This window comes from Cohnella lupini (genome assembly GCF_003386205.1).
Lineage (GTDB): Bacteria > Bacillota > Bacilli > Paenibacillales > Paenibacillaceae > Cohnella > Cohnella lupini.
In genome coordinates this window covers 21,155-47,748 of the sequence record NZ_QRDY01000029.1, presented here as the reverse complement: position 1 = coordinate 47,748, position 26,594 = coordinate 21,155, and the positions used below count along the sequence as shown (strand labels likewise).

Annotated in this window: 24 protein-coding genes and 2 pseudogenes; 5 read left to right on the top strand and 21 right to left on the bottom strand. The window is 40.9% G+C overall.

Annotation, left to right across the window (positions count from 1 at the left end; genetic code table 11):
* Window positions 1-331: 331 nt before the first annotated feature.
* The 4 genes and pseudogenes from DFP95_RS26100 to DFP95_RS26085 form a co-directional block, all read right to left on the bottom strand.
* Window positions 332-913 (bottom strand): GNAT family N-acetyltransferase, encoded by a 582-nt coding sequence (locus DFP95_RS26100; protein WP_115995618.1) that lies wholly within the window; start codon window positions 911-913, stop codon window positions 332-334.
* A 326-nt stretch (window positions 914-1,239) separates the two neighbouring features.
* On the bottom strand, window positions 1,240-1,683 hold the full coding sequence (locus DFP95_RS26095) for an NUDIX hydrolase (RefSeq protein ID WP_115995617.1): 444 nt from the start codon (window positions 1,681-1,683) through the stop codon (window positions 1,240-1,242).
* Window positions 1,684-2,164: 481 nt separating this feature from the next.
* Window positions 2,165-2,585: pseudogene (locus DFP95_RS29910) on the bottom strand (HIT family protein).
* 153 nt (window positions 2,586-2,738) lie between these two features.
* Window positions 2,739-3,104, bottom strand: coding sequence for a DUF2185 domain-containing protein (locus DFP95_RS26085; protein ID WP_115995616.1), 366 nt, complete (start codon window positions 3,102-3,104; stop codon window positions 2,739-2,741).
* 614 nt (window positions 3,105-3,718) lie between these two features.
* Between DFP95_RS26085 and DFP95_RS26080 the strand changes: the two genes are divergently transcribed.
* Complete coding sequence (locus tag DFP95_RS26080) at window positions 3,719-4,990, top strand: IS110 family RNA-guided transposase (RefSeq protein ID WP_115995615.1); 1,272 nt, start codon at window positions 3,719-3,721, stop codon at window positions 4,988-4,990.
* Window positions 4,991-5,402: 412 nt separating this feature from the next.
* Here the strand turns inward: DFP95_RS26080 and DFP95_RS26075 are convergent, their stop codons facing one another.
* The 7 genes from DFP95_RS26075 to DFP95_RS26050 all read right to left on the bottom strand — a co-directional run bounded on the left by DFP95_RS26075 (window position 5,403) and on the right by DFP95_RS26050 (window position 10,676).
* A complete protein-coding gene (locus DFP95_RS26075) occupies window positions 5,403-5,909 on the bottom strand; it encodes a P-loop NTPase family protein (RefSeq protein ID WP_115995614.1) in 507 nt (168 codons plus the stop codon).
* Between the two features lie 178 nt (window positions 5,910-6,087).
* Window positions 6,088-6,414: a hypothetical protein gene (locus tag DFP95_RS28710; protein WP_147304222.1), complete on the bottom strand. Its 327-nt coding sequence runs from the start codon at window positions 6,412-6,414 to the stop codon at window positions 6,088-6,090.
* Between the two features lie 159 nt (window positions 6,415-6,573).
* Window positions 6,574-7,416, bottom strand: coding sequence for a tyrosine-type recombinase/integrase (locus DFP95_RS26070; RefSeq protein ID WP_115995613.1), 843 nt, complete (start codon window positions 7,414-7,416; stop codon window positions 6,574-6,576).
* An 83-nt stretch (window positions 7,417-7,499) separates the two neighbouring features.
* On the bottom strand, window positions 7,500-7,748 hold the full coding sequence (locus tag DFP95_RS26065; RefSeq protein WP_115995612.1) for a hypothetical protein: 249 nt from the start codon (window positions 7,746-7,748) through the stop codon (window positions 7,500-7,502).
* Window positions 7,749-8,356: 608 nt separating this feature from the next.
* On the bottom strand, window positions 8,357-8,620 hold the full coding sequence (locus tag DFP95_RS26060) for a hypothetical protein (protein ID WP_147304221.1): 264 nt from the start codon (window positions 8,618-8,620) through the stop codon (window positions 8,357-8,359).
* Window positions 8,621-8,704: 84 nt separating this feature from the next.
* Window positions 8,705-9,001, bottom strand: coding sequence for a hypothetical protein (locus tag DFP95_RS26055; protein WP_115995610.1), 297 nt, complete (start codon window positions 8,999-9,001; stop codon window positions 8,705-8,707).
* 22 nt (window positions 9,002-9,023) lie between these two features.
* Window positions 9,024-10,676 (bottom strand): TniQ family protein, encoded by a 1,653-nt coding sequence (locus tag DFP95_RS26050; protein ID WP_115995609.1) that lies wholly within the window; start codon window positions 10,674-10,676, stop codon window positions 9,024-9,026.
* A gap of 136 nt (window positions 10,677-10,812) precedes the next feature.
* On the opposite strand from DFP95_RS26050, the gene DFP95_RS26045 reads away from it, so the two are divergent.
* Entirely contained in the window at window positions 10,813-11,142 is a 330-nt protein-coding gene (locus DFP95_RS26045) for a helix-turn-helix domain-containing protein (protein WP_115995608.1), read from the top strand.
* A gap of 18 nt (window positions 11,143-11,160) precedes the next feature.
* Here the strand turns inward: DFP95_RS26045 and DFP95_RS26040 are convergent, their stop codons facing one another.
* The 8 genes and pseudogenes from DFP95_RS26040 to DFP95_RS26005 all read right to left on the bottom strand — a co-directional run bounded on the left by DFP95_RS26040 (window position 11,161) and on the right by DFP95_RS26005 (window position 21,149).
* Window positions 11,161-12,231 (bottom strand): TniB family NTP-binding protein, encoded by a 1,071-nt coding sequence (locus tag DFP95_RS26040; RefSeq protein ID WP_115995607.1) that lies wholly within the window; start codon window positions 12,229-12,231, stop codon window positions 11,161-11,163.
* Window positions 12,232-12,237: 6 nt separating this feature from the next.
* The gene (locus tag DFP95_RS26035; protein ID WP_115995606.1) at window positions 12,238-14,337 is read right to left on the bottom strand and encodes a Mu transposase C-terminal domain-containing protein; all 2,100 of its coding nucleotides are present in this window, start codon (window positions 14,335-14,337) and stop codon (window positions 12,238-12,240) included.
* A gap of 1 nt (window position 14,338) precedes the next feature.
* Window positions 14,339-14,548, bottom strand: a complete 210-nt coding sequence (locus tag DFP95_RS26030) for a hypothetical protein (protein ID WP_115995605.1) — start codon at window positions 14,546-14,548, stop codon at window positions 14,339-14,341.
* A 2-nt stretch (window positions 14,549-14,550) separates the two neighbouring features.
* Complete coding sequence (locus tag DFP95_RS26025; protein WP_115995604.1) at window positions 14,551-15,201, bottom strand: TnsA endonuclease N-terminal domain-containing protein; 651 nt, start codon at window positions 15,199-15,201, stop codon at window positions 14,551-14,553.
* 111 nt (window positions 15,202-15,312) lie between these two features.
* On the bottom strand, window positions 15,313-17,244 hold the full coding sequence (locus tag DFP95_RS26020) for a TniQ family protein (protein WP_181907616.1): 1,932 nt from the start codon (window positions 17,242-17,244) through the stop codon (window positions 15,313-15,315).
* A gap of 244 nt (window positions 17,245-17,488) precedes the next feature.
* Window positions 17,489-18,667: pseudogene (locus DFP95_RS26015) on the bottom strand (IS110 family RNA-guided transposase).
* 277 nt (window positions 18,668-18,944) lie between these two features.
* Window positions 18,945-19,271: a hypothetical protein gene (locus DFP95_RS26010; RefSeq protein WP_115995602.1), complete on the bottom strand. Its 327-nt coding sequence runs from the start codon at window positions 19,269-19,271 to the stop codon at window positions 18,945-18,947.
* The gene (locus DFP95_RS26005; protein WP_115995601.1) at window positions 19,272-21,149 is read right to left on the bottom strand and encodes a DEAD/DEAH box helicase; all 1,878 of its coding nucleotides are present in this window, start codon (window positions 21,147-21,149) and stop codon (window positions 19,272-19,274) included.
* A 777-nt stretch (window positions 21,150-21,926) separates the two neighbouring features.
* Between DFP95_RS26005 and DFP95_RS26000 the strand changes: the two genes are divergently transcribed.
* Complete coding sequence (locus DFP95_RS26000; protein WP_115995600.1) at window positions 21,927-22,607, top strand: hypothetical protein; 681 nt, start codon at window positions 21,927-21,929, stop codon at window positions 22,605-22,607.
* Window positions 22,608-22,909: 302 nt separating this feature from the next.
* Here the strand turns inward: DFP95_RS26000 and DFP95_RS25995 are convergent, their stop codons facing one another.
* Together DFP95_RS25995 and DFP95_RS25990 are read right to left on the bottom strand one after the other, a co-directional pair.
* On the bottom strand, window positions 22,910-23,281 hold the full coding sequence (locus DFP95_RS25995) for an ASCH domain-containing protein (protein WP_115995599.1): 372 nt from the start codon (window positions 23,279-23,281) through the stop codon (window positions 22,910-22,912).
* Window positions 23,259-24,317 (bottom strand): N-acetyltransferase, encoded by a 1,059-nt coding sequence (locus DFP95_RS25990; protein WP_245987980.1) that lies wholly within the window; start codon window positions 24,315-24,317, stop codon window positions 23,259-23,261. The genes DFP95_RS25995 and DFP95_RS25990 overlap by 23 nt, the downstream gene beginning before the upstream one ends.
* Before the next feature lie 500 nt (window positions 24,318-24,817).
* On the opposite strand from DFP95_RS25990, the gene DFP95_RS25985 reads away from it, so the two are divergent.
* Both DFP95_RS25985 and DFP95_RS25980 read left to right on the top strand, forming a co-directional pair.
* Complete coding sequence (locus DFP95_RS25985; RefSeq protein ID WP_115995597.1) at window positions 24,818-25,096, top strand: hypothetical protein; 279 nt, start codon at window positions 24,818-24,820, stop codon at window positions 25,094-25,096.
* Between the two features lie 421 nt (window positions 25,097-25,517).
* Window positions 25,518-26,495, top strand: coding sequence for a ketoacyl-ACP synthase III (locus tag DFP95_RS25980; RefSeq protein ID WP_115995596.1), 978 nt, complete (start codon window positions 25,518-25,520; stop codon window positions 26,493-26,495).
* The last annotated feature ends 99 nt before the right edge of the window (window positions 26,496-26,594 follow it).

Genomic DNA, 26,594 nt, shown 5'->3' with positions numbered 1-26,594 from the left:
TGATTTCTTTGTATTCTTCATCAGTTAAGTCAATTAAATATGCCACATTAACAAGATAAGTTTTTTTAGTCACTTCTTTAATCCTTTGATTTTCAGTAACGTCACTCACAAAAGAGCCCCCAATGCTGAATATGTTATCATTGTCAACGAAATAAAGAGATTGTCAACCATCATTCGTCATCCGTTTAACCTGGATAAAAGTATTCAATCACCAAAAACCTTAGAAATAATGCAACAGTCTTCAATGGCGTTGACAATCCTCTAGGCTCATGTAAACATTCAGTTCGTACAAGAAAGGGGCTACCTTGTGGCAACCCCTTCGTACCCTGTGTTACAACTTGTTCTTTCTAAGTTTGTAAGAATGGAATTTATTGTTTTCAATCTCAATGTCGTCAAGTAAGTCAAAACCACATTTTTGTATCACTTTATTCGATGGAAGGTTGCGTACCTGAGCGATCGCTACCAGTTCCTCGACATTGGTATGATGAAACAAATACTTAATTAATCCTCTTGCTGCTTGAGTGGAGTAACCCTTATTTCTGTGGTCGTTTGAGATTCCATAATAAATTTCTCTATTGGGCGGCGATACTTTATCCAATATTCCTGTACCGCAAACGCCGATAAACTGACCGGAGTCTTTGGCAATGATACCCAATCGCAAACGAAGTTCTCCAATTTCTCCATCTCTAACTACTGCATCTAAGAAGCGTTCGTTTTCTGGTATTTCATAATGCTCGATCCAATCTTCCCGTTGTTCCTTGGATACATTCCAATCCATTAGAAACTCATAAAAGTGAGGCTGCCAGGTGAGATTCTGTAGTTCGTCCAAGTCCTCAACCTGATACTCCCTCAGAATGATTTCCCTACACTCGATCGTAAAGAGGTTTTTGCTTCTATCTTGTGAATTGCTCATATGATCCTCCTAATGTATAGAAGGAATACAAAGGCGATAATGAGAAGGATTTCACAGAAATGCAGCAAATCACAAGGATTCACTACATCATGTGATTAAACCACACTGTGCTTTGTACCCTTGTAATAGTGAAAATAAATATACCTATCAACCATTACAAAGTTACTGGCATAGCGTTAAGCCCCCTCCCAAATATATCCTTATTTATTGTAGCAAAATCTAGGATTTTATTCAACTAAAGCAAATATTTGTTTAACGCTTCGTTAGTTGAATCAAAAAGGATCAGGCCATAGTTGCGACCTGATCCTTTGAGCTATCTTACCCAGTCAGCGTAATAAAAAGTTATCTTTATGTAGCAAGGCCTCTGCCTCTTGAATACTTTCTTTTAACCAGATTGGAGCCCTTAGGTGATTAGTTATTTCATCAGTTGTCATCCAATATACAGCATCAACTTCATCAGGACTCTTAGCAAATGGTTCACCTTCTTCAAACTCACAAAGGAAAACAATATCAATAACTTCACTACCGTTATCTAATGAAAACGAGGTGTCTCTTACAAACCTTATCTTTTCTTTTACCTTTACCCCGACTTCTTCAAATAGCTCTCTTTTTATGGATCTTTCCAATATATTTTTTGAATTACCCTCGTTTTCTACTGTGCCTCCAACAAGAGAAAGAAGTCCTCCAGCATGTGCCTCTTTTATACTACGTTCAATTATCAACCACTTATCTCCTCTAAAAACAGCTCCTTCTACGTTCACATAAAACATTTTAACTCCCCCTTTGCAGTTGATGTGATCTTCATCTTCAACACCCTTAATTATTCCCTATTTATGTAAACGAACGGAAAGTAGCTTTGTTGCATTAACCTGCCCAGTTACCTTAATAAACAAAAACGAGGAGCTGCCACGCGGTAAGCTCCTCCACTATCGTATCCGTTATCTGTGCGGTTCCAACATGTCACTGGATAGTACACCTAAGAAAAGTGTAATACCATAACTGCTATCAGATATTTCAACATCAAAATTTTAATCACCGCAAACTTCTAATATTGTTCCAATCTGCCCTTTAGTGATTCCATTCTCAGGGTCATCTTTAGTTATCTTGACGACATCGTATTGATTTATAATTTGCACCCCCATTTTTCTGTATCATTAGAGTTTTCTATTTCACAAATTGATTTCCTTTATCCAGCAATCCTGACCGTTACTCAATGAAGAAGTAGACTTTGTTGCAACGTTAGCTTAATGTCTACTGATTGGCTAACTGCATCAACTTCTCTCGGGTTTCGCTTAACCGTCCCTTAGCATTTTTGGTATCAGATGGTTCCACCCATGCAAAACCATCTGAATTGTATCGTGGGAAAACATGCATGTGGTAATGTGTTAAATCATTGAATTTACCACCATTTTGTATAACCGTTATTCCATCAGGCTGGAATAGTTTTTTTTAACAACCTTGCTAACATTGCAGATGTCTTCATAATCTCACAGGCGGTGATTTCGTCCAAATCGTCGACATCGTGGTAATGTTGTTTAGGAAGTATTAATATATGACCTTCATTTAATGGTGCAATATCGAGAATGCAAGTAACCAATTCATTCTCATAAACAGTTTGCGTTTCAATTTTATTATTTGCAAGTTGACAACCTAAGCACTGACTTTCTTGCATCTCTGTTCCCCCTTATGAATAAACTTAATCTGCTATTTCGTCGTTAAATCTAATTCTCCTTCTTGAGCATAACTGCCCTTTAGCATAATAAAAAGGAGCAGCTACCGTTGTCGCAAGCTGCTCCTGGATGGCCGAACTAACGTTTCCGTTAGTTCAATCTTCTGGACTTTCCCAATCCTCATCTAAAACAAGCTTACCTGTTTGATCTCTTATAAAAGCAGTACCTGTTGGAGCATCAAGAAATTGAATAATTTCTGTATCATAATTACATATAGTGTTTACCTGATAAACGGAATGATTCTCAGGATTATTCATATAGTCGTCATCCTCATCACCAGACATAAAGCGCCAACCACTATCAGGATTGCTAGGGGACGGTACTTCTCTGTACATGAATCCAACTTTACAGCCATCTATGGTAATCCTGTCAGTTGCAATACATCCCTCATTAGAATCAATTAACTTTCGTATTTTATCTCCAGGAATTTTATATTTTTTCTTGTTTTTAAAACCAAACATTCATGTTCCTCCTCATATGTACTAAATGTTTGCAGATCCTAAATAATTCGTGAAGCCTAAGCAATCCTGCCCGCTAGCGTAGTGAAGGGCTGCAGAGGTAGACCTTTCGGTATTGCGCTATCGTTCTCCGTTAGTGTAAAAAAGATTGGCAGAGCCAGCCTATATAATGAGTTGTGATTCTTACCTTACAAATTGAAATAAGCCAACTAATAACAGAGCTATTATCGGTCCTATTACGAAGAACGCAATAAACTTCATTGGCATTGACAACCCTTTGGGCTCATTTAATTTATCAAGTTTTTGATTTATCTTTTTTAGTTCTATTAGTATTTCTTGATCCAACTCATCAGACAAAACTAAACACCCCCATCAGGAAAATATAGCTCAACAATGTATTTTACCATAATTAGGAGTAAATCTTATTAACTGTCCGATTACTTCGGATAAACGAAAAGAGAACTGTCTTAAGGCAGGCTCCTGAATTATTGTAATCCGTTAGCATTCCTGTAGATGGATTAATTTCGTCTTTGAAAAAAGAAAAGCGCCTCGGTACGATGGGAGTACGCAACGGGTCATAGCCCTTAAAATCCCATCATCCAGGAGGACGCTCTACTATGAAGTTTAAAGCGCAGGATAAACAAAATCAACTCATTGAAAAAATTACCGCTCACCATCTAGTCGTCGGCATCGACATCGCTCAACACATTCACGTCGCACGAGCGGTCAACTTCCGTGGGATCGCACTTGGAAATCCGCTATCCTTCTCGAATGACGAAGATGGCTTTCAAAACCTGCTTCAGTGGATCCTTTCGCTGCAAGCCGCTCAGGGTCTAACGGCAGCCATTGTTGGCATGGAACCTACCGGTCATTACTGGCTCAACCTCTCGAAGTGGCTATCCGAGCGCCAGTATGAGGTCGTTCTTGTTAATCCTCACTTGGTTAAGAAGAACAAAGAGAACCGCGACAACACGCCATCCAAGAGCGACAAAAAGGATGCTCTCGTCATTGCGGACATGGTCAAAAACGGCTACTACTCGTTCATTCGTAACACTCCTGAGGCCTTTGAAGAGTTACGTGTCTTTCTCTCAAACCGAGACTCAGTTGTGACGAGACTCGTTAGTGCCAAGAACCAAATCCATCGATGGGTCGACGTTGTTTTCCCAGAGCTGCGACAGGTCTTCAAGAGCCTCATGTGTGTAGGTGCACTGGCTACACTTCGTCTATTCCCTACCCCAGATGAACTGAGTAAACTACAGTCTCAAGACATCGTCAAAGGCTGGAAATCTCTTATGAAACGGCATTCTGGGGAGCGAAAAGCTCGAGCACTGGTCTCTCTTGCTAGCAACTCAGTTGGTTCGAAGCAAGCTATTCATGCCTACAAACTTCATTTAAAGCAGCTACTCGATGAGTACGATCTTGCCTGCATGCAGCTGAAAACGGTAGAAACCGAGATCATTTCCGTTCTTGAACGCATTCCTTTTGCGAAATCCATGCTTGCTGTTAAAGGGATTAGTGCCATTTCACTTGCCGGAATTTTAGGCGAGGCGGGGGATTTGAGCGGCTTTGTACACGGGAATGCTTTACTTCGGCATGCTGGCCTCAATCTCGCAGAAGCAAGTTCGGGCAAATGGACCGGACAAATGAAGATTAGCAAACGTGGACGTTCTCGTCTCCGTAGGTTCATTTTCATGATGACCATGAGTTTGGTTGCAAACAATCCGGAATTCAAAGCTATGCATGCAAATAACGTGAAGGTTAAGAAGATGAAGAAAATGAGGTCCATCATGAAACTATGTGGAAAGTTAGCTCGAATATTGGTTGGAATGGCTTCCCGTGGTGAAGCCTACAACCCTCAGAAAACCTTGCCAATGCAACAAGCAGCTTAACTAATACCTATCGCTTCATTGAACGAGTATTGGCTTATTCGCGGGATTTCAAAGAAAGCACGGAGTACCGGATCCATTAAACCAAAGGGCACCGACCCGTACCGTTAGCATAACCGGCCTCCACCCCTTGGAAAGGCGTAACGAAGGAATGAGAGGGCATAGACCCGTTGAGACATGGGAGTGAAAACCTCCAGGGGCGGCGTGGAGAAAGCGTGCAGTATATGGAAGGATATGGGGTTGCAACCTCCCCCTTTATTTCCTCACGCCTTCATGTTGTCCGGCTCTACTACGAGGTCCCTCTTACTCTCGTTCTATATTTCTTGCAAGGGTGAAATCCTGCGAATAAGCGAGCATTCGTGAGAAAACTAAATCGTACCGAGGGAGTTTAATTACGACAGCCCGAAGGTCGAATTCATATCAATTGAAATTCAAGAAGATCCAGGTTATCGCGCACGAGAATCATTTTGTCTTTATAGTCCCAACGGCTGATCAAATCAGGCAGCTTCACCAGATTATACTCTTTATTCCATGCCAATAAGTTTTGGATGCCTTCTAGTGTCTCGCGCTTCTTGCTTGGAACGATGTCTGTAATGCGCTCTTCATAGCGCTTCCATATTCGTTCTTCCTGGACGGGCAAGGGTGTCATCAAAACGACGATCTTATCTGCGGCGGCAAAGCTCGGCTCAACCCACGCCCTGAACACACCTTCAACGATCCATGAATCGAATTCGATGATCTTTTTGAGCTGACGGTCCCGTGCTTCTTCCGATGCCTTGACGCCGTATTCGTTCGACTGATTATGCCAGAAAATATCGTCTAGATCGTAATGCGGGATCCCGAGCTTCCCGCTCAATAAAGCCGCGATATAGGATTTGCCGCTTCCTGAGCCGCCGATGATATGGATTCGAATTGTGAACACCTCTTCCTTCCAAATTACCTGATTTCGATATTACTTCGTCGTATTGTTTAAATTTTCCTGCCCGTTAATTCAATGGAAAAAGCAGACTGCCGTAGCAATCTGCTTCATATCGCTAACGTATCCGTTAGCGGAATGATAAACACTACAATTGAGTGGATTTTTCGATTCTCTTAAACTTCTAATTGACACAAACCTTTACGAAAATACCATAGTCTAAGATTAATTCCTTTGTACGGGAGTTAATTGAATTCTCCGTGTAAGCTATTTCATTAGTATCTAATGATTGTGTTGACGAAACTCGTCTAAACTCACCGAAATCATTATAGATGGCTCCTATTGATTCTAGTACCTTTTTCTCTTCTTCTGGTGTCATTTTTTGTTGTGGACCAAAATCACTTGAGGGAGAACCGTTTCTTGTATCTGCAAAACTTTTTGTCGCTACACCGCCAACGAGAATGATGCTAACAGCACAAATAATTATTCCTATACGTTTAATTTTAAACATCTTGTTTTAATCAAATCCTTTCAGCAATTTGAAATGAGACAACCTATTAGATTAGACTAAGCATTCATGGGGAAAGTTTCCATTTATACAAAATTAAATTTTACTATTTGTTTCATCTAATCTACCCCATTAATTGAGGGGGGCTTAAAGCCCCCGATCTTAGAAATAACGGCGGTACAGCTCTTTCCGTCTTTCTCCCCGTAACTGAGCATAGATTTGAGTTGTGGATGCTTTATCGTGGCCCAACATACCTTGAATAAACTCCAGCGGAGCACCGTTGTCTAACAGGTGGCAAGCATATGTATGGCGAAAACGATGGGGATATACATTTGCTTTAACTTTGCCGCGGATCGCTAATCTTTTAAGTGAGTAACGGATTGTCGAGATCGCCATTCGACGAGTTGGAAGGCTTTCCGTTACGAAAAGTGCTTTACAGGAATCTTCACGGCTTTCGACGTATCTCTTTAGCCAGATCTTGCACTCCGTTGTGAAATAGACCTCTCTTTGTTTAGAACCCTTCCCATTCACAACAGCCGAGCAGTTTTCCCAGTTAATGTCCTCAACGTTCAGCCGATGAACCTCGCCAACACGGCAGCCAGTACAATATAGAAATTCCAGCAATGCATGCTCGCGCGGAGATTCGCAGGTGATCTTGAGATGAATAACGTCCTCTTCAATCAAGAATTTTGGAATACGTTTGTCCATCTTCGGTTCTCTTAGTTTAAGTGCAGGATTCCTGGCCACATACCCTTCTTCAAATGCAAATCGAAAGAGGGATCTAACGAACCGTACGCGGTGTCCTAAACTGCTTGGTTTCAGCCGTTCTGATTGTTTAGCTAGATATTCTTTGAGCAAGGTTAACGAAACTTCTTCAATATCGAGGTTGCCGATGTCACGGGTCAGCACCTTTATCTGAAGGGAATATGCCTTCAACGTATAAGGACTAAATCCCAAAATGCGCTTGTCTGCCTCATACAAAAACCACAATTCGTTCAAATTCATAACAAAACCTCCCAAGGGTGAATTATCATTAGCTTCGCACCGTTTGGAGGGGTTTAATCTACAATGTTTGGATATCCGTTAGTTCAATCTTTTTTACTTATGCTTTTTATCTCATCATCAGAAATTAGGTATTCCTCCTGGTGTTCAGGGACCCATATAAAGAGGAAGGTATTTCCCCCTTCATCTTGCCAATGTGTGTCTGCAATTTGTGCTTCTAATCCATGGATGCTAATATCTTCATCAAAATAATGAATAACGTAACCTTCACCAATAGTTAATTCATATTTCAACCCTTGGATACTAATCAAAAGCAAGCCAGAATTTGATTCCATATTGTTCTCCTTATTTCAACTCTCGTATCCGCGTAAAGGCATGTGCCTACTTTTTGGCTCTAATCCATTGACTGTGTTCTGTTTCCCTCCATGCAATCCAGCCCATAGGAAGGTTAGCTAATTGAACCAAACTTGGTATGATGAGCACCTTGAGAGCCTCCCCTGATACCCGCAACTCTCCGTCTGTGATTGAACTGCCTCCCACTTAGTGGGTACCAAGTTCGACCAGGCTATTTCCGGCCTTAGTGCCAATATCTCACCCGTATAACAAAAGGGATCAGGCGGAACACAGGAAAAATGCCCGTTCGAAAAAAGTTGTTCGATCGGGCTTTTACTATCTCGACTATTCAGATCATTTCTCCCCTAATATTTCAGAAACAAATACAATTATCTTTCGAGTGATCCTCAGCAGCGCCTCCGAACTCTGCATTATGTCCAATAGCTTGTTCTCCTTCCAACCGCACCAAGCGCACACTGGCCGGTTGCTACTATTGGCAAGTAATTTTCACGGTCGTAGTTCGGATCACATATATAACAGCGAACCAGGTAGAGTTGCCCGTCCTTTCGAAAGTTCGCCCTACAATCATTGATGTCTGTTCAAAACTCAATTAGCTTCCCCGTTCTTCTTGTGCTCCAAATCCTGTACCGCGGCAGAAGAGAATGCTGTCCTGCACTTTCCCGCTAGAGGACTCGATAAGCCTCATCGGTTTGCCGTTAAAAACAGGACCGATTAATACTTGTTTTTTACTCTGGCCTAAGATTTGAGTACCATGATTTCTTTTAAGGCCAGTAGAAGAACCTGTACTTCCACCTCTAATCACCGTATATCTGCTGGTAATTTTACCAATGGAACGACGAATTTTTCTACTCATTTTAATTCCCTCCAACAATATATTTTTCGTAAGAACACCGACCATTTTGCAGATCCTCCGTGATATCGACAATCATTCATTGAATTAGCTTCTCTCTTGAATAAAATTGTATAATTGAGTAGACCACTCAGTTCTCCAATAGATAATGAATTCGTCCATGAATTCTTTCTGTGTAATGAATTTTTTTAATATTTCCGTTTCTTGAATGCAATAAATAAGTTTACTTTCAAGTTCTTTAATTCGACTATCTTGTTCAACAACTAATTCTGAAGTAAGTTCCAAGAACTTACTAAGTTCATATTGATCAGAAGCTGATAACTCTCCTGCCCTAAGCTGTTTGCATAAACTAATGATAATTGTACTCATAACATCACTGTGCATAATTTATCTCCTTTCCAATCGATTAACTATCTTTCCTTTTTATAATCCTATCTTTCAAATCATTTATGGTTTCCAGATACGCATTAACTATCTCTTTATCCATTTCCTCATGTGCATCTACTGCACTAGCCACTTCCAACCCGTCCATATCATATAGTAACAAAAAGTCAGGATTCTCTGGCTTATATAGCACAGGTATAAACCATTCACCATTCTTCTCTGCAGCTTCAAACCATTGGTTCGAGACCATCCTTACGTTTGTATAGACATTACCGTTAAAAACAATACCTTGACCGGTTACTGAAGCCAGCCTCATTTGAAATTCGTTTAATAGTGCATTTTTCATTTTATTTTCCCCTCTCAGTGATAAGCATACAAATGCTACTTCAAAACAATAGTCGATTTCTGATCGATCGAATGTAACATTCATTAGAGAATCACAAGTTAATTCGCTTGCCGTCTGCAGTACTCCATCGACTACAAGCTTAATAATCCCCGTAACATCCAATCCTCTCTTTGGATACATTTGCACAATATCTCTTAATGAAATACGACCCGTACAATTCTTCTGGTCACCTTTGCACTTAATTAACAGGCGTTGAATCTCATCAAGAGCAACCTTCTTCTCAAAGCCTATATCTTTCTCATGTAAGATTCCTATTCGAGCCATCTTGTTAACGGTCTCTTTTGCTACACCAAGAAAATGACTAGCTGCTGTCTTTGACAAATATTGATAACTGGAAATGTTCAACATAGAAGGTGTAGCACGTACATTCCAATTTGGTTTAGCATCTTTCATAAAATTCGAATAAACCTGTTTGAGCTGGTGCCATGTCGGGTCCAATAACAGCTTTTCAAAGTTGTATTTTGCAATCGTTTGTGCGGAAGGTGTTTTTGATTTCTGTTCCTTCAGAACCCGAATAAACCTGTTGGGGAAATCACGGTACATTTCGATTACTTCAAAGTAAGATAAGCAGCTCTTATAACTATGTTTACCTTTACTGGTCAGATCCCTAATCTGTGTCCCCTCACTTATGCAGCTAGGGATATCGTGAAGTAAACTAAGACTGTGTTTTACTACAGCGAGGAATTCCGCAACCCCAATTTCTTGGCTAAGAATATGAATCTTTTTGGACGAAGTTACGAATAGCCGACTTAACTCGTATTGAAGATCAATGAGGTGCTTATCCGGATCATTCTCATTGGAAAACTGCTGCATGCGTGTTTCGCAATACATACAGTACCCCTTAATAATGGAATGAAGATTGATTATCTGACCGCAAATACATCCACTTTGTAGCCAGATATGGTGCACGGGACAAATATTAATTGCGCTGAGACACCATGACTTCCGATGGACGGGCATCTCTTGAACACAAAGTGGGCAGTATTGCACACGTTGACGTAATATTAATTGATTATACTGATGCCCGTGAATAAGAACACGAAGATCTTGGCTGGTCATGTTTACTAATTCGATTTCGTTGTATCCCGTATACTGACCTAATCTACTAATACTCCTTTCATTTAAAAGGTTACGTTCCAACTCCCTTTTATCAGCCTGTATTAGGTGTTTCACCTGACTGACAGAAGGATAACCGTTTTCCTCAGTCAATCGGTATAAGTAACCAATCATACTTTCTCCATCTTGAGGCTTTGGCCTGATTAACAACATTTCTCTTCCTCCCTACTAACTATTATTCCCATTTCTCAGCAAAATATTGCTTATATGCAATGTATTTTTAATTAGGTCTTATATGTTTATTTTTAAGTTTTTATACTTTGTCTACACTTCAATTAGAGGTGTGGCAATGACAAAAGTTCAGAGATTAGTAGGTGCACGAATCCGCGAGATACGCAAACAAAAAGGTTTGTCCCAAGAAACGTTGGCTGAACTTGCTGGCTTTCATTACTCTTTCGTTGGAAGCGTCGAACGAGGGCAACGGAACATATCCCTCACTAATTTAGAGAAGCTAGCATCCACACTAGGAGTCGAGGTCTATCAACTATTTGCCTACTCCAAAGCAATGCCCGAGGCGTACGATAAAGACCCCCTACTTCATGAGATAATTGATATGTTGATACGATTGGACCGCAGTGATTTAAAGCGGCTTAAAGTGGTCATGAAGGAATTCCTTTAATAGAAACAAAAAAATGGATCAGCCCCCAATAGGCTGATCCGTGTTTTGTTTCCTGCTATTCTTAAACAATCGCTTTTCTAGCTTTTGCTTCGCAAGTAATTCTTGCTTGAATTTATTCTCTTTATCCGTTTCCTTACGGAGCTCAGCTGCCAGCTCGAAATCTACTGACTCAAAGGGATTCATCGTGAATGGTCTTGCTGTCTGTTTGATCTTCTTAAAAGCCTGATTTAGGTGCTTCATTTCAATACTGTCGTTGCCAGCGTTTACGGCGTAAGCAGTTGCTTCAATTAATAGTTGCATCACATAGAAGGGTATACCCTGAGATGTGTAGTAGATGCGATCAGCTATTCCAATGTCTGTGATGTTGCTAGGTTTTGCAAAAGGAAGCTGTTTTTCAACTTCTTTGAGAAACTTTCTGAATGTCGTTATCTCCGCCGCCGTACCATAACGGAATGGGGGTAATTCAATTTTATTCGTAAACCGCCGGTCCAACTGAGGGTTGTTGATGAAGATTCGCATGGATTCCGGCATTCCGCAAAGCACTACGGGGATTTTGATTTCCTCGGTGAAGGTCTTCACCCAGTTTGAGGCGGTTACCAGAACGTGTAGCGTGTCACTATCAATCAGATGCTGAAACTCGTCTAAGATGAACATCTTGACTTCGCATTTCCCAAATAGGTAATGGACACGGCTGGTCAGCTCAGACTCCGTACCTCTAAAATGATTGGGATCTCCTAAATCAAATAGAATTTTAGAAGCTAAGGAACGTGGTGTAGCTTTAGGCGGTACTTTCACATGAAGGACAGTAACTCTGGTGTACTCACGTGAATCGGTTACCAACTCTTCACGCCGATACCGACCTGTAAACTCACTTGTTACCGTACTCTTCCCCGCCCCCGTAGGACCATACAGATAGAGACAGTCAGGCGCGACCGAATCCTCCCCAAGGTCAAAGCGCATTTCAAGCTCTTCAAGCACTTGCTCGTAGACAGGGTGGTGGACAATAATTTTTTTGACATGTTCGACACGTCTCTTCAGCTCTTGCCGACTTGGCTTGACTCCATTGAGTGCTTGAAATACATTGTCCATGAATAATTATCTCCCTTTCGTCCCGGACCCCCACTCTGGCAATGAATCCAAATCCACGTCATACGGGATTCCATTACCAGGTTGAGGTTCATCTATTTTACCGACTTCAATTGTTGAAACCCGTCGGCTTACCGGCTTGCTTTGCTGATTTTCGTGTGTAGCATCTTCGATGTTCTTTATTAAATCCATTTTCTCCACGCCAGGGACAAGGTGAGAAGGAACACCTGAGATGGCAGAAACGAACGGAATATCGATGGCTTCTTCCCTAGCTCGCTTGCGTTTGGCCGCTCGATAATCCTTTTTCTCTGAGATGTAGATTTCGCGAATACTCTCATATGCATTCTCTTCGACTTGCTCATCAAAATGGTAGTAATCGCTGTTGTTTTTGTTACATTTATAAGCGAGCACTTCTGCATGTACGGGGTACAATCGATCGATCTTTTTATTCTCCAAGCTTCCCGGGCGTGGATATGCTTCAATATAACGCTTCTCTTTTTGATCTCGAACGAAAATGGTACGAAGGTCGGCATCACCATACCTGACTAACACTGTAGTATCGCCCTTCTCCCTTTCCAATCTAAGGCGCAGCTGGTTCAGTTCGTCGCTAAAAAAGAAGTTGCCTAGTAGTTCGATACCCTTTGGAGTAATCTTTCTTTGAACCCCTTGAGTAGCGAGCAGAAGCTCGAGATACTGTCGCTTATAGGGAAGCTTTCGTTGAACCTTACACTCTTTCAAACCCTGTTCCCATAAATGAGCAGGAACACCACGGCGGCCACGGTTGTAATTGTTTGCACGGAGTTCAACCATCCAAATATGGATGATCTTATATAACCCTCTCATGCTGATGCAGGCTTTTTCCTTCGGGTCATACTGATCTCGCTCCCCGACCGGCAACAGTGTACCTTCATTTGCGTGAAATATTTTCATGTCCATATTGCGAAAATCGCCTTCAACCGTGCCTTTTTGAAAGCCAGATCGCACCTCACAGTATTGCAATCCGATATTTAAGAAAGAGCATAATTCTTCAAAGTCCCGGCTATCGTTGATTTTTGCGTTATCCAGCCTGATATTTTCGGGTTTACCGTATGCCGTCCAATCAAAACAGACCATAGGGTAGAGCTCTTTTAGATAGGTTTTCGGCAAAGTACAATACAGCAGCAACTGCTTTAAATCCTGTGCATTAGGCTCCGGCTTGAGAATGATATGGAATCCTAAAGGATATCCCGTATGTTTATCGACCGCATGTAGCAGTGTCGGACGCTTTGTCTCGTCGAGATCGAAGTCACGGATAAGTAAATCAATCGGAGTCCAATCAATTTCCACTATTTCAAGCGGGCGTGATGTCACCGTCTCTGAACTTACGCCATTCTTAATCAAGTTGGCTTTAGCTGTACCGTAGAGAATTTTATTGCGCGGATAAGTATCTTTTATCTCCTTTCGGATTCTTCTAAAGGTAGATTCAGAGACTTTCGGCAGCTTATTCTTCTCATCACGCTCTTCATTATCCTTTTTAATTTGATTCGTATATTCCTTGTACAATTGACGATCATTGAGTTTCGCGGCTTTATTATCCGCCGCATGAACAATCTTGCTGATTCTTTTCGCCGACTCACTATCGATACGCCTGAACTTTGGCCCCCGATCCTTCGGTAGCAGGCGCCGTTTGTCCTCGTATTTGTTCCATATTGCTACAAGTCTATAAAACGACGCTGACGAAAGCTCAGGCATAGACGCCGGACGTTGCTCAATCGGATAATTTTTAAGGTAATTTATAACCTCGCGGCCTTTAATCTTACCCATAATAAACGGCTCTATGACCTTATATCGTCGGTTCATTTCCTCTATTTGCTCTTCTGTATATTGGCTAAGATCATGCTCCAAGCCATCGTTTGAGTCCTGAACTTCCTGATTTCGTTTCTCCCCCTCATCCTCTTTGAAGAAGAGTCTTCCTTTTTCGTACGCCGACAAGACAAATTGCTCATCTAGCAATTCGATTTCTTTATACGAGAGATTCATAACCTCAAAGTTATTATCTATGATCTTCCTAACCTCGTATTCCACGTCATCAAGCCGAAACCTCGTACCATATTCAAACCGAATGAACATGTTACACCCGCCCTTTCAGTGTAACGTTCTGCAAGCACTCCTCAATTTGAGCTTTATCCGGCAAGCTTAGGTTAATACATAGACCTACAACTTTACGAGTATATTGATCAACAGCAAATTTAATAGTCGGCCGTAATCCCTTTTCATCAATGAAAAAGTCGAGTTCAGTAGCATCAAGCTCAACAATTTGTTCATTTAATCTCTCTTTCATTTTCATTCACCCCCTTCTAAATTCATTTTAATAATAGACTCCTCAGTTAGATGCGATTTAATAAGGTCCGTGAGAAGTTCCTCCAAATAGATCAACCGATACAGTGCAACTTGGAAATCATGATCTGAAACATCCATGAATTCTTCCCTTAATTCAAAAATGTAACATTGATGTTTCACAGTCATTTTCTCCTTTATAGAGGAAATGACATGCTCAACGCCATCTTCAAACCCATAAGCCCTTAGGAGGGCAAGGTTATTCTGTAAGTAACCAGGTCGAATCTGTTCTTCCGTTACAATGACGAATGTCCAACCCTTTCCCTCACAAAACTGCTTCCCTACCTCGTACTTCACGATGTTTTTAGGGTGACGTAGATACTTAGTAGGTTTTACTTCAATGACGATCACGTGTCCGTCCGGGGAAATGATTTTGAAGTCCGGGTAATAGCGACGCGTTTTGCCCATGTAGGTATACCTGATGCACACGGGTTGAAAGTAAATTTCTTCGACTGCCGCATCGAAATCAGCTAACCGAATATAATCCCTCTCCAGGTAACTGTCCCAGTGGACCATTTCTCCTGATTTTAGAAATGGCTCTTTACCTCTAAACCCCTTACGCTTGGGACCAATCTTCCTAGCAATAACCTCTTGCATTTTGTTGAACACCTCCCTTTTTCATCTTTCTAGCAATAATTCTCACCAATTCTGAATGAATTATACATATAAAAAAGAACTCTCAAAATTCTGAAAGTTCTTTGGCTTTAGTCACAATAAAGCGGTTTTCTCCCCAATAAACTTTTTAAGACTATTGGATAATTGATATACATAACAATGATATTTGTGTTCATTGTCCGTATTAATCGGGTAAATATTAGATTGAGATAGCTGAATTTTTAGCGTACCTGCTGCTGTCTGTAATAACTTCGCAAGTTTAGAAAGCAATATATATTGGCTATCAAAATGCAATAACTCGTCTTTTTTAATTATTTTATTCGCTTTCGTTTTTACGGAATCGATAAGAGATAGCTCTAATAAATAGTTAAGCCTGTTACTATCTATGCCAAGTATTTTTGCTGCATCGTTTTGAGTATAACCAACCTCGTCAAAGTATTTTTCACATTTACTTTCCAGCAGAATATCTATATCTGATTTGCGAAAGCAGTATTGCTTTAAACCTATTTTTTTGTCCTCACTATTAAACACTTTCAAGTGACCACTTATCACAGCTTCCACTAAATCAATTACGGTTAATTTGTTCTTATTGCTCCCTCTTAAGAAAACTCCATTAAAGGAAACAAAATCTTCATCGTTATAGTTAACTATTGAGGTGGCTGAAGCAAAGATATCCAATAACAATTTGATACTTTCTCTCTTTACTCTCCACTTCATATATTGGTCTGTATTGGGTCCGCGTACTTCAGTTAAAACTTTACTTTCTATTAACTTACGAACACTATTCTTATGTAATCCAAGGATCAATGATGATTCTTCTACAGAAAGGCTTTGTTTGAAATCTTCCATAAACATATCCACACTTGAGGAAGTACCTAGGATAATTCTCCTCTTCCCCTTCAACTCAATTTTCCCTTCGACCAATCCTTTTGATACTAATCTTTCAAGAGTATTTCCTGATAATCCATACTTGGTTGTGAATTCGTGAGATGTATAATATGCTTTATCAATTTGAGTTGACCTAAATTTCTTTCTTATCCCATTTAAGTATCCGCCACGGAAATCAGCAGCAAGATAATTCTCAAACGCATCAAAAACAAATTGAAAAGATGGTTTGGAATATAGTGAATACAATTTGGAATAAAAGTCTCCAAAATGACTCAAATGCATTCCTACTTCCAGTTCAGTTTCAATTCTATTATTAAAGGGAACCCTCCTTTTCTTGTCTAAGCTATCCAGAAAACTCCAAAAATTATTGGGCCAGTCTAAAAAAACATTCAAGGCTGACATAAGTAATATGTGTGTCTCATTTAGACTAAGATGGCTAAAATGGTTCATTGTAAAGTAGTATTGATTTTTTGGATAAAGCCACGCTACAAGAGAGATCAACGAGATTAATTCGGGCAAAGTCAGTCTGTTAAATTCCTCTGGGAGCCCTTGTTCATTTACTAGTATTTTTGAATAACCAAAATAACGATAGAAGATAGATGACAACAACATTTCCGAAGGATCAATATATCTTTCAATATTAAACAAGTTCCAATTGGTGCCACATTGACAGCCAAACAGTATATTTTTATGCCATCGAAACGGCTTATTGCATTCACTACAGGTGTTGATTAATTTGCAACGATGGATTGGACACGTTGTCACGAACAAAAAATTCCATAAATTATTTAGGTAACCGAAATCCTTTATACAACACACACAAACCTTCACCTTATTTTTTTCCAATGCAAAATGCGGCAAAGTTAAATTGTTTAACTGGATGTTATATACACGATTTGATTCGTCACTGCGTGATATGTAGCTTAAGTTCGAAACGATGCGTTCACCCAGCAACAGCTTTAGGTTGTCACCCAGTTCTTTGTTTTGATAAACAACATGAGGATAATTCCAAAGATATGAGACCCGAACTACATCATATACCCAATGAACGCTTGGATATCCGTTAGCTTGTTGACATCTAATGAAATAACTATATATACTCTCTTGAACATGTGGCATTGGCCTATTCGGTAACATTCTAATCACTCCAATGTTTAGTAAAACACCTGTTAACATAGGAGTTTGAGCATTGATCTATAATGTTATACCTTAATATTAAAATTATCTGGTTTCAAAGTACGAATAATTAAACTATTCTTTTTATTCCTCATCGCTCAGCCACCACCTGCATCACTGCGTGATATGAGGGTGTTTTCAAACTGCACTTTTTTTGACAACTCCATAACCTCCATTGGCGTGGAGGGTGTTGGTTAAATATGGATTATGCTGGGTAGGGCTGGCCTTTCTTCAAGATGGCGAAAATATGATGCAATAGCTTGTTGGCGCAAGCAATCACCGTCACCTTGTAGGGCTTGCCCTCTGTTCTTTTCTTGTCGTAATACGCCCTTAGTCTTTGGTTCGTACTCCCTCTGATTCCGCATTGTACGGCCAGGAACAACGCTCTTCTCAGTCGTTTCGAACCTCGCTTTGTTATTCGATTACTTGTAGCCACGAACTGCCCTGAACTGTACACGCCAGGATCTAGCCCTACAAACGCGACGAGTTGCTTGGCATCCCCGAACTGCTTCGCGTCCCCAATTTCCGATACGATGGCTGCAGCTAGCTTATCTCCGACTCCCGGAATGCTCTTTACGAATGCCACTTCCGGTAATTCATCTGCTAGTTGACGCATCTGCTCTTCGATCGCTTCAATTTGCTCCTGCATTGAAAGCAGCAATGAAACCATACTTTGCAGCATCTGTATTTGAGCAACGCTTTTCTTGCTCTTGCTCCATGGCTCATAGATGCTCTCTAGCTGCTCGACTTTCGCGCGAATCCAAAAACTTGAGCGCGATTTTCCTGCGTTCTGTCGAATGACTTCTTCCCATTCTTGACCCTGACCCGACAAGCCATTTTGCAACGTGGCGAGCGCTGTGGCGGAGTACAGGTCAGAAAATACATGCTCATAAGTTGGAAATACCTGATCCAACAGCGCACGCATATTAAGCTTGGCCTGTACGTATAGCGAAGTTACAAATTCGTGCTGTCTGGTTACGTGCTGAAGCTCCATATAACACTCATCCCAGTTCCGATGCGGCTCTACATCGCCGCGATAGTACATTTCGGCGAGATGCCAGGCGTCCGCTGCATCTGTTTTTTACTTTACGGAGCTGTGCACTCTTAGCCCGCTTGGAAAGCAACGGATTGATGATGAAATGCTTAGCCCCGATGTTCGTTAAATACGCAACGACAATGCGATGATAATGACCGGTTGCTTCAAGAATGATAACGGGTTCCTCTCCGGTACGTTCCTTAAGTTGTTGTATGACGTTGCCAAGTCTGCTGAACCCAACCTCCGAATGCCGACTGTCTCCGACGTCCCTAATACTTCATTACGCTTGACGAACGCTTGAAACACGCTCGCTCCTTTTGACACATCTAATCCGATAACCGGTCCCATCTTGTCTCCTCCCGATGTTAAATCAGCCGGCACTCCCACGATGGTTCCAAACCCATAGCTTCGCTTGTGATGCGAGGTCAAATGCCTCAACCAGCTCAAACATGGTCATTGGGGGTAAGTAGGAGAACAGTTTTTATTTCGGGGTCTGTGCCCCTAAAAGCCGCACGTTCTCCCGGCTACCGCCATCTTAAAACAGCCAAAGAAAAAGGCCAACCAGAAATCTCTGGCTGACCTGATAATACGAAAAATCCGCCACTTAAAGGGTGGCGGATAAACATTACTCATGAACGTGTGCCAATTTATGGTTCGAAGTTCGTATTTTTAATCTTAGCTTTTCAATTTCAATACTACGATCAAACAACACTTCTAAAGTAGAGCCTGATTCCATTATCAATTTCTGAAGCCGATCTTGCTTATCAAAATAATAATTAAATAGAACTTCAGCTTCCCCGGCTTCTCGATAGCAAGCTTCCACATGTAATCCCACACTGTTGTTTGAAAACTTTACAAACTCATAATTGGGTAATTTTGCATTGTTCAATAATTCTGCTGGTGTGATTATGTGCCCCTCTGTTAACGTGTAAAGATCATGGATCTGGGTCATTTACTTTCCTCCCAATTCTGACTCTATAATTTGAATCATTATCGCGTATATCCCCTCAACCTGATCGAGTGCAGCAGCATATTCTTCCGGCCCCCAGGTTGGACGACTCTTGTTTCCCACTTCCTCATTCACTCTAAATTCTAGATAAGAAGCCAACATCCCTGCATTATTACTAACTCGCACGGGAATCCAAGCATATTTACCCTGGAAGAGACGAGACTTTCCTAAGTCTGTAGCTTCTTTATCAATATTATATTTGATTATCAATTCTGGAACCATCTCATCTTTAATTCTATCATCAAGATTTCGTTTTTTCCTGGAAATAAACTTATCAGGCCTTAAAATTTTCTCTGCAGCTGTTCCTTCTTCTTGTCTTCTAACCATTTGAAGAAGAACATCATCAGGATAGTCAGGGAGCAATTCCTTAAGTTTTTGTAGCTTTTCACGCTCTTCAACTAAACGCCTTTCCCTTTCTTTCATTAATTCAGTATTAATAAATGAATCGGATACGAATTCACCTTGCCCGTCTTCCTGAACATGACCAGTCTCTTTATTTATGATTCGTTCTGTGACATTCCCACCTTCTAGTTTTGAACCGCCGCGTTCAATAAATTTGATTACATCGCTCTTTTCCTGTTCCTTTTTATAAAATTCCCAAAGTTCCTCTAGTCCTAACTCTACATGATGAACCACTGCCGCAATATTGTCTTCTACGCTCACAACCTCATCCGCGTCAATTGCACGAAGTACCCTTCCAATAAACTGCTCATAAGGTAATCGCGAACGAAACGGTCTAAAAATAGCTGCTACCGATAAATACTTATGATCGTACCCTTCGCCTAATTTTGCTACATGAATTACAACCTCAACTTTATGATTTTCGATAGCATTTAATCCAGCAGCAAGCTTATCTTTCGGTAATTTGCTATGGATTGTAGCAACCTTCATCCCTGTCTCTTCATACAGAGCTTGAATCTGTTCGGCATGGTAGATACTACATGCTACTGCAATGATTTTATGGGGAATGCCGGTTTCCCTTTTGCTTCTAAGGATTCCAACGCTCTCCAGTACAACTTTCAAACTACATTCTTTTGAATATGCCACTGATCGTGAAATCCATTCATCCTCTTTTAGACCCATTTCTCGTATTTGATCAATTGAATACAAAATGTCATCGTTACGATCAAGAGTAAGGTACAGCGCATCAGGGATGTACTTTACTCTTTCCAACGATTTTATATAACCTTTGGCCATTGCTTTGCTAAGGGGATACTTATAGACATATTTCCCTTCAATAATTTCACCATCCGAGCGAAACGGAGTTCCAGTTAACTTAACAACTTTAGCAGAGGAGAAGTATTCTAACGTATTTTCCCATGTGGGAGCTGTGGAATGATGCGCTTCGTCGATTATAATTAGATCAAAATAATCCTGCGGCACTCTCTTAATAAGAGCTTTCTCCAGTCTCTCTTGGAGTTTGTGAACATTTAAAATAACAATATTAGCTGCGTCCAAAACCCAATTAGAAGTGGCGCTGCTATACTCGATAACCGATGGCAACTCATTAAATTTGCTGAAAATATTTCGAGCCATCCAGAAGTTTTTAGGGTGCTCTGGATCCAGTGAGTCTAGTACCGCATCTTTAATTACCAATTGAGGAGTAATGATTAATACCCTGCCTAAAGAGTTCCCATATGGAATTAATCCCATTACACCTGTTTTTCCTACACCTGTTGGAAGAACGACAATGGCGTGTTCCTTACTTCTTTGAATTGTAAGATGGTCGTACACAGCTTTATACGCATCAACTTGAGGCTCCCTCAGACGATTATTTTCATTAACATTAGGAATTGCTTCAATAAAATAATTTTGATCCATCTGGTCCCCGCCTCTATAGATATTTCTTTAATTCCAAATTAGTTTTATCAATTTATACTTGTTTCTTTGAAATTTTCACTTGGGAGTACTCAGTTCAGTTAAAGCTGTATCCATAGTGTTAAATGACCGAGCTTCACAGAGGAAGCCCACTATAAATAATAACGGATTGTAAAGCTAGCACCATTGCCCTTTGACGGCTCCGACAACACATCGTCCCGGGGTTTCATCAGTTGGCGCATCACACTGCAACAAGCTGGCATTCGATGCGATTTCCCAGGATAGCCCCCGACAATCCGATGTACTGCGCCAGCGTTAACCGTCACGCTCGAGTGTCCCATAGAGCAGGCATCCTCTCTCAGTGCCTCTAATGCATTCCTGAATACTTCCGTGGTCATTTACGCCACTACCTTTCCTGTTCACAGATATCAGATGCCACAAGATCAAGATAGCTAACTCGGTGATGGGGAGCAGTTCAAACAACCTGCAAACAATACCTAAACTTAAGTCTGATTTACTTATTTATTATAGATAGTTCTTTCGACATAAATCCAGTAATTTCCTCCTGTTGCGAAAAACAACCTTCAACCCATGGTGCCGCTTCCTGTTGGCCATCCGGCCAACAGGAATCGGTCGTCGTCTATTCCCTCATAGTTTAAACAATGGTTCTTTTGAAGAGTGTGAAATTGCTGATTTCCATAAATAACCATGCGTAGTAAAATAGTCTCAATGACCTATTAGCAAATACCTCAGCCGATGAGGAACACTAAGGAGATTCAAATGAAAAGTAAACTGGGACTTATTGTATTAGTTTTATTTGTAGTTTCATTTTCGATTGGGTTTGGTGCGTACGCAGCCGTTAAGTACTCTCTCGTAATTAACGGAAAAACAGTAAAAGCAGACATTAAGGTTATAAACGGTGCAACTTACATACCGGTATCCGCTTTAGCCGCAAACCTAAAGGGCATTAAAACCAAAGTCGACACAAAAACCGGTATTATTAGAATTGATGAACCAAAACCAACTCCAACACCTTCGGCTAAACCAACACCAACACCAACACCAGCACCAGCACCAGCACCAGCTCCTAAGTTTATTACACAAACTGATTTACCTTACACAATTAACGCTACAAACGGAATGTCGTTAACTGTAAATTCATATTCAGCTTCGAGTAGCGGAGTAACATTTAATTTCACATTGACTAACAATTCTTCCGTCTCAGATAAGGGTGAGACAATGACTTCTACATGGGAGCTTTATGATGGTAAGAATACCCTCAAGTACATTGATCAAGATAGAATCTTCTACGATAGTCTCTACTTACGCTCGGGTCAGTCAGTAACAGGAAATGTTAACTTTCGTGGTATCTCTAATCCGAACGCTGAAAAATTCACTCTTTATGGTGGCTTGTGGCAGTACATCGATAAAGAAGATTTCAAAATTGTATTCATGATTTAATTCTAGTTTTAGATTCAAACAAAAAAGAGCAGTGAGGTCATCCCTCCTGCTCTTTTTGGTATTCGATCAATTCTACAATGTCCGCTAACTCGAGTGCGTTCATGATCTTCTCTAAGTTCTCAGGTGACCATGCGTTAGATTTGTTATTCTCCATATCCTATATGTATATTTTCTATTGTATCAGGTTCCTTTATTGAACTAAACTCCCGTTACTTCAATGAAAACAAGGAGCAATTGCCAATGGCAGCTGCTCCTTGTTTCGATACGATATCGTTCGCCCTTAGTTTAAAGACCCTAAGCATTTAATCAATATAACAGAACGACTGTGGAGCTCGAAAACTACTGTCTTGCTGGATAGGATCGTAAGGAGTTTCATATTGAACAGCCTTAGCTATCTTTATTGCATACCCCGCTGTTCGGTCTCCAAAGTATTCTTGAAAGAAGCTATAACTGATGCCAGAATCCTTTTTTGTGGATGACCAGATAGAGTCCGGAGAATCGTTTAATATATACTCTATAAATAATTCTCCAACAATTTTCCCTTCCGGCTTTGTTGAATACACAACAATTGACTCTACATCTCTTTTGAAAATAGTTCGACGATATTCGAATTTCTTTTCTCCAGTAAAAATCTTTTCAACAAACTCGGGTTTAATCGATAACAAGACTTTCATGTGCGTCACCTGCCTGCAATATGGAATCAAACTGATTGTCGGTAAGTTCAAAAAACGTCCAACGACTAGCCTCAATCCCGAGTTCGTCCATCAGTCGCCCACGAGTCAACTTCTTCCTAAGAGCAATATTATACACCATTTTTATTACGTAATGCCGTTTTCTTTCAACATAGATCCCATGTAATTCCTTTGCAGTGTATACGCTATACTTATCACAATAATCTATAAATGAAGCAGCATTACTAAAGTTCTGTTTAGATTTAACTTCTTCTACGACACAGATTGACGTAGCAACGGATCGATACCTTGCTGGCGCCAGGTTATCAGAAGTTCGATAAATAACAATTATATCTCCTGGTCTAAGTCCAGATACTGGAGCTGCCGAAATAAAGACCTTATGAATACTATTAGTATGAGAAACATCCTCGAGAACATCGAAATGTTCGTTATTTAAGATTGAATCAGGAAAAAGTCGAGTATGAAAGTCGGGATAAATAGAGAGTATATGTTTTCTCTTTCCCCTTTGACTTATTCTCGGATAGTCCAATAGTGTATTTTTTTGCACGTCGTTTAGTGATTTCCACAATACAAGTTCAGTACCCGACACGGATGATTTTGTTGACCGCTGAGAAAACCCGTACTTCTTAAAGAGAGTAACCAGTGCCTCGTGCTTAGAAAACACAGTAACATAAATGCCCTCGACACCTTCGCTAATTGCAACATCTAAAGTTTTCTTAATAAATCGCTCTCCTAACCTGGTTCCATGCGGATTGATTTTCATTGTACCTATTTTTAATACGCGACTTACCAAAATAGCTGGAGTGACATCTTCAATCGGCCCATTCTCAATTTTTAAATAGAGGAATGCCTCTAATTTCCCTTGGGGGTTGCTCATAACAAATGCTTTTTCTTTAACTTTTCTCGCAAACCAGTTTTCGAATTCTGGATAATCTATTTTGAGACTATCAAAAAAAGGATCTATAAGCTCAATTTCAGAAAAAAGCTTATGCTGGATATACCCTTCCAAAGTTGTCACGTCCTTATTGAATATATATTCCCTCCAATGTTACCATATATTAGAATAGTTGGTATCGGTATTTTCTTTTTAATTCGAGGATTTCAAAAGTTGGGAGAGAGACGATTGAAAAAGATGATATTGATTGGGGGCATACATGGGGTCGGCAAAACTTCCCTATGAAAAGATCTATCTGAACGCTTTAATCTGCCCCATTGTTCTGCAAGTCAGTTGATTTCTCAGGAAAAAAAAAGAAGCATACACTTCAAACAAATTGATTCCAAACATCGAAGGGATCAATAAACCGTCTCTATAATACTGGTTGGTTTTTATTGGACGGACACTTCTGTTCACGGTTCTCTTTCAACTTATAATTATTCTGGCTCACCTTCCCCTGCGTCTTTACAGTTTGGGGATGTTTTAGATCTTCATTTTGCATACAGTGGTTCAGGAGCCTCCGGAACCATTACTATAGAGTGTAAGGTGCAATAATTATAAAAACTTTCTGAGGATGAACTAAAATGGCAACGAACAATCAATATCCCACTAATATAAAATGGTATTTTGACGAACAGTATTTTGAAACAATGAGAGAATCGCATGAATGGGCTTATAGTGTTCCATTTAATGAAATTGGGAATAAGTATGATGGTTATATTACAAATGATGAAAAAATTGCTTCTGCATTAGTATTTGAACTTATAAGGAGTAACACGATTCATGGATTTAGATTTAATGTCCATTGTGATTGTGAATTTCCAGATGGGAATATCTTTTTTAAGGTTTGGGTCACTAACTAGATAATCTTTGACAAACAGCACCTGCGTTGGTGCTGTTTTTTTCTTGTACACTTAGTATTTCAGAGTTTTGGAATGCCCGCAGACGAGATCCAATAATAGCTCACTGTTCAACATTTCTCTGAATAATTTTTCAGTAATTGGGAATTTTAGCGAGAATAGTCCAGACCGCAGTTGATGGGTTCTGAAGGACAAGTTAACCTTCAACAGGACGGAAGCTCTGTGAGCAATGGTTGTCAATTATAAAAATACAATTTTGTGTATATTATCTGTATATATGATCGTTTACTATCAAAAATTCTGCAACCATTCTCTACAATTCTGACACCACTCAATTGACTTTCCTATAAAAAAGACGTAATATGATGGTATTAATATCAGGTACTAATACCAAATGCTAATCAAATGGACGGGAGTGTTATCGATGACCCAAGCACAACAAACAGAGCTTCCTTCTTTCGTCTCTAATGCCCGAATTTCGGCAATCGGCAGTTATGTACCGGAACGCGTCATCACGAACGCGGATATAGAGAAATTGGTCGACACCGATCATGAATGGATCGTGCGCCGAACGGGTATCGAAGAGCGCCATCAAGCCGACGTCGATCAAAATACGAGCCATTTGGCCATCGCGGCCGTTCAAAACTTATTGCGCCGGTTTCCATCGGTCGAAGCAGCTTCCATCGATGCCATATTGGTCGCGACGACTACGCCCGATATGCCCTTTCCTTCGGTAGCTTCCATGATTCAGCAAGCAATCGGGGCTTCGAGATGCTTAGCCATGGACGTCAGCGCGGCTTGCGCCGGATTCGTATCTTCGCTGCAGCTCGCTAACGGATTGATCATGACGGGGAGCTATCGCAAAGTGCTTGTCGTAGGAGCCGAGACGCTCACGAAGATTACGGACTACACGGACCGCTCTACATGCATCCTGTTCGGCGACGGGGCAGGAGCGGTGCTCGTGGAGGCTGCGGACCAAGGGGCGTTCCTTTCTTCCAACGCCAGTACCGACGGTTCCGGCGGAATGCAGGTATACTGCAGCGATGATCATAAAATCGTGCAAAACGGCCGGGAAGTATATAAATGGGCATTAACGACCGTCCCCGACGGCGTCCGCGATCTCCTGCAGAATGCCGGCTTGTCGATGAACGATCTGGATTGGTTTATACCGCATAGCGCTAACCTCAGGATGATCGAAGCCATCTGCGAACGTTTGGAGCTCCCTTTCGAGAAGGCTCTGCAAAGCGTCGTCCGCAACGGCAATACTTCCGCGGCATCGATTCCGCTTGCTCTAGAAGCGGCTTACTCGGAAGGCAAGCTGCAGCCGGGTCAGCTTATCGCGCTTTACGGCTTCGGTTCCGGCCTCACGCAATCCGGCTTGCTTCTTCGGTGGACGCTATAACCCGTAACGGCACCGCATGCCGCTAACTTCACCACACCAACCAACACCAAGACCCGTAACGGCACGCCAAACCGTTACGGGTCTTTTTGCTACCCAAGA

Bases quoted from the DNA above. Each gene is read 5' to 3' on its own strand.
- DFP95_RS26025 (WP_115995604.1), bottom strand. From the start codon at position 15,201: ATGCAAGAGGTTATTGCTAGGAAGATTGGTCCCAAGCGTAAGGGGTTT.
- DFP95_RS26010 (WP_115995602.1), bottom strand. From the start codon at position 19,271: ATGACCCAGATCCATGATCTTTACACGTTAACAGAGGGGCACATAATC.
- DFP95_RS26040 (WP_115995607.1), bottom strand. From the start codon at position 12,231: ATGGACAATGTATTTCAAGCACTCAATGGAGTCAAGCCAAGTCGGCAA.
- DFP95_RS26065 (WP_115995612.1), bottom strand. From the start codon at position 7,748: ATGGAATCAAATTCTGGCTTGCTTTTGATTAGTATCCAAGGGTTGAAA.
- DFP95_RS26095 (WP_115995617.1), bottom strand. From the start codon at position 1,683: ATGTTTTATGTGAACGTAGAAGGAGCTGTTTTTAGAGGAGATAAGTGG.
- DFP95_RS26080 (WP_115995615.1), top strand. From the start codon at position 3,719: ATGAAGTTTAAAGCGCAGGATAAACAAAATCAACTCATTGAAAAAATT.
- DFP95_RS26085 (WP_115995616.1), bottom strand. From the start codon at position 3,104: ATGTTTGGTTTTAAAAACAAGAAAAAATATAAAATTCCTGGAGATAAA.
- DFP95_RS28710 (WP_147304222.1), bottom strand. From the start codon at position 6,414: ATGTTTAAAATTAAACGTATAGGAATAATTATTTGTGCTGTTAGCATC.
- DFP95_RS26020 (WP_181907616.1), bottom strand. From the start codon at position 17,244: ATGTTACCGAATAGGCCAATGCCACATGTTCAAGAGAGTATATATAGT.
- DFP95_RS26100 (WP_115995618.1), bottom strand. From the start codon at position 913: ATGAGCAATTCACAAGATAGAAGCAAAAACCTCTTTACGATCGAGTGT.
- DFP95_RS26050 (WP_115995609.1), bottom strand. From the start codon at position 10,676: ATGTTGTTAATCAGGCCAAAGCCTCAAGATGGAGAAAGTATGATTGGT.
- DFP95_RS26005 (WP_115995601.1), bottom strand. From the start codon at position 21,149: ATGGATCAAAATTATTTTATTGAAGCAATTCCTAATGTTAATGAAAAT.
- DFP95_RS25995 (WP_115995599.1), bottom strand. From the start codon at position 23,281: ATGAAAGTCTTGTTATCGATTAAACCCGAGTTTGTTGAAAAGATTTTT.
- DFP95_RS26035 (WP_115995606.1), bottom strand. From the start codon at position 14,337: ATGTTCATTCGGTTTGAATATGGTACGAGGTTTCGGCTTGATGACGTG.
- DFP95_RS25980 (WP_115995596.1), top strand. From the start codon at position 25,518: ATGACCCAAGCACAACAAACAGAGCTTCCTTCTTTCGTCTCTAATGCC.
- DFP95_RS26060 (WP_147304221.1), bottom strand. From the start codon at position 8,620: ATGAGTAGAAAAATTCGTCGTTCCATTGGTAAAATTACCAGCAGATAT.
- DFP95_RS26070 (WP_115995613.1), bottom strand. From the start codon at position 7,416: ATGAATTTGAACGAATTGTGGTTTTTGTATGAGGCAGACAAGCGCATT.
- DFP95_RS25985 (WP_115995597.1), top strand. From the start codon at position 24,818: ATGGCAACGAACAATCAATATCCCACTAATATAAAATGGTATTTTGAC.
- DFP95_RS26000 (WP_115995600.1), top strand. From the start codon at position 21,927: ATGAAAAGTAAACTGGGACTTATTGTATTAGTTTTATTTGTAGTTTCA.
- DFP95_RS26055 (WP_115995610.1), bottom strand. From the start codon at position 9,001: ATGCACAGTGATGTTATGAGTACAATTATCATTAGTTTATGCAAACAG.
- DFP95_RS26030 (WP_115995605.1), bottom strand. From the start codon at position 14,548: ATGAAAGAGAGATTAAATGAACAAATTGTTGAGCTTGATGCTACTGAA.
- DFP95_RS26045 (WP_115995608.1), top strand. From the start codon at position 10,813: ATGACAAAAGTTCAGAGATTAGTAGGTGCACGAATCCGCGAGATACGC.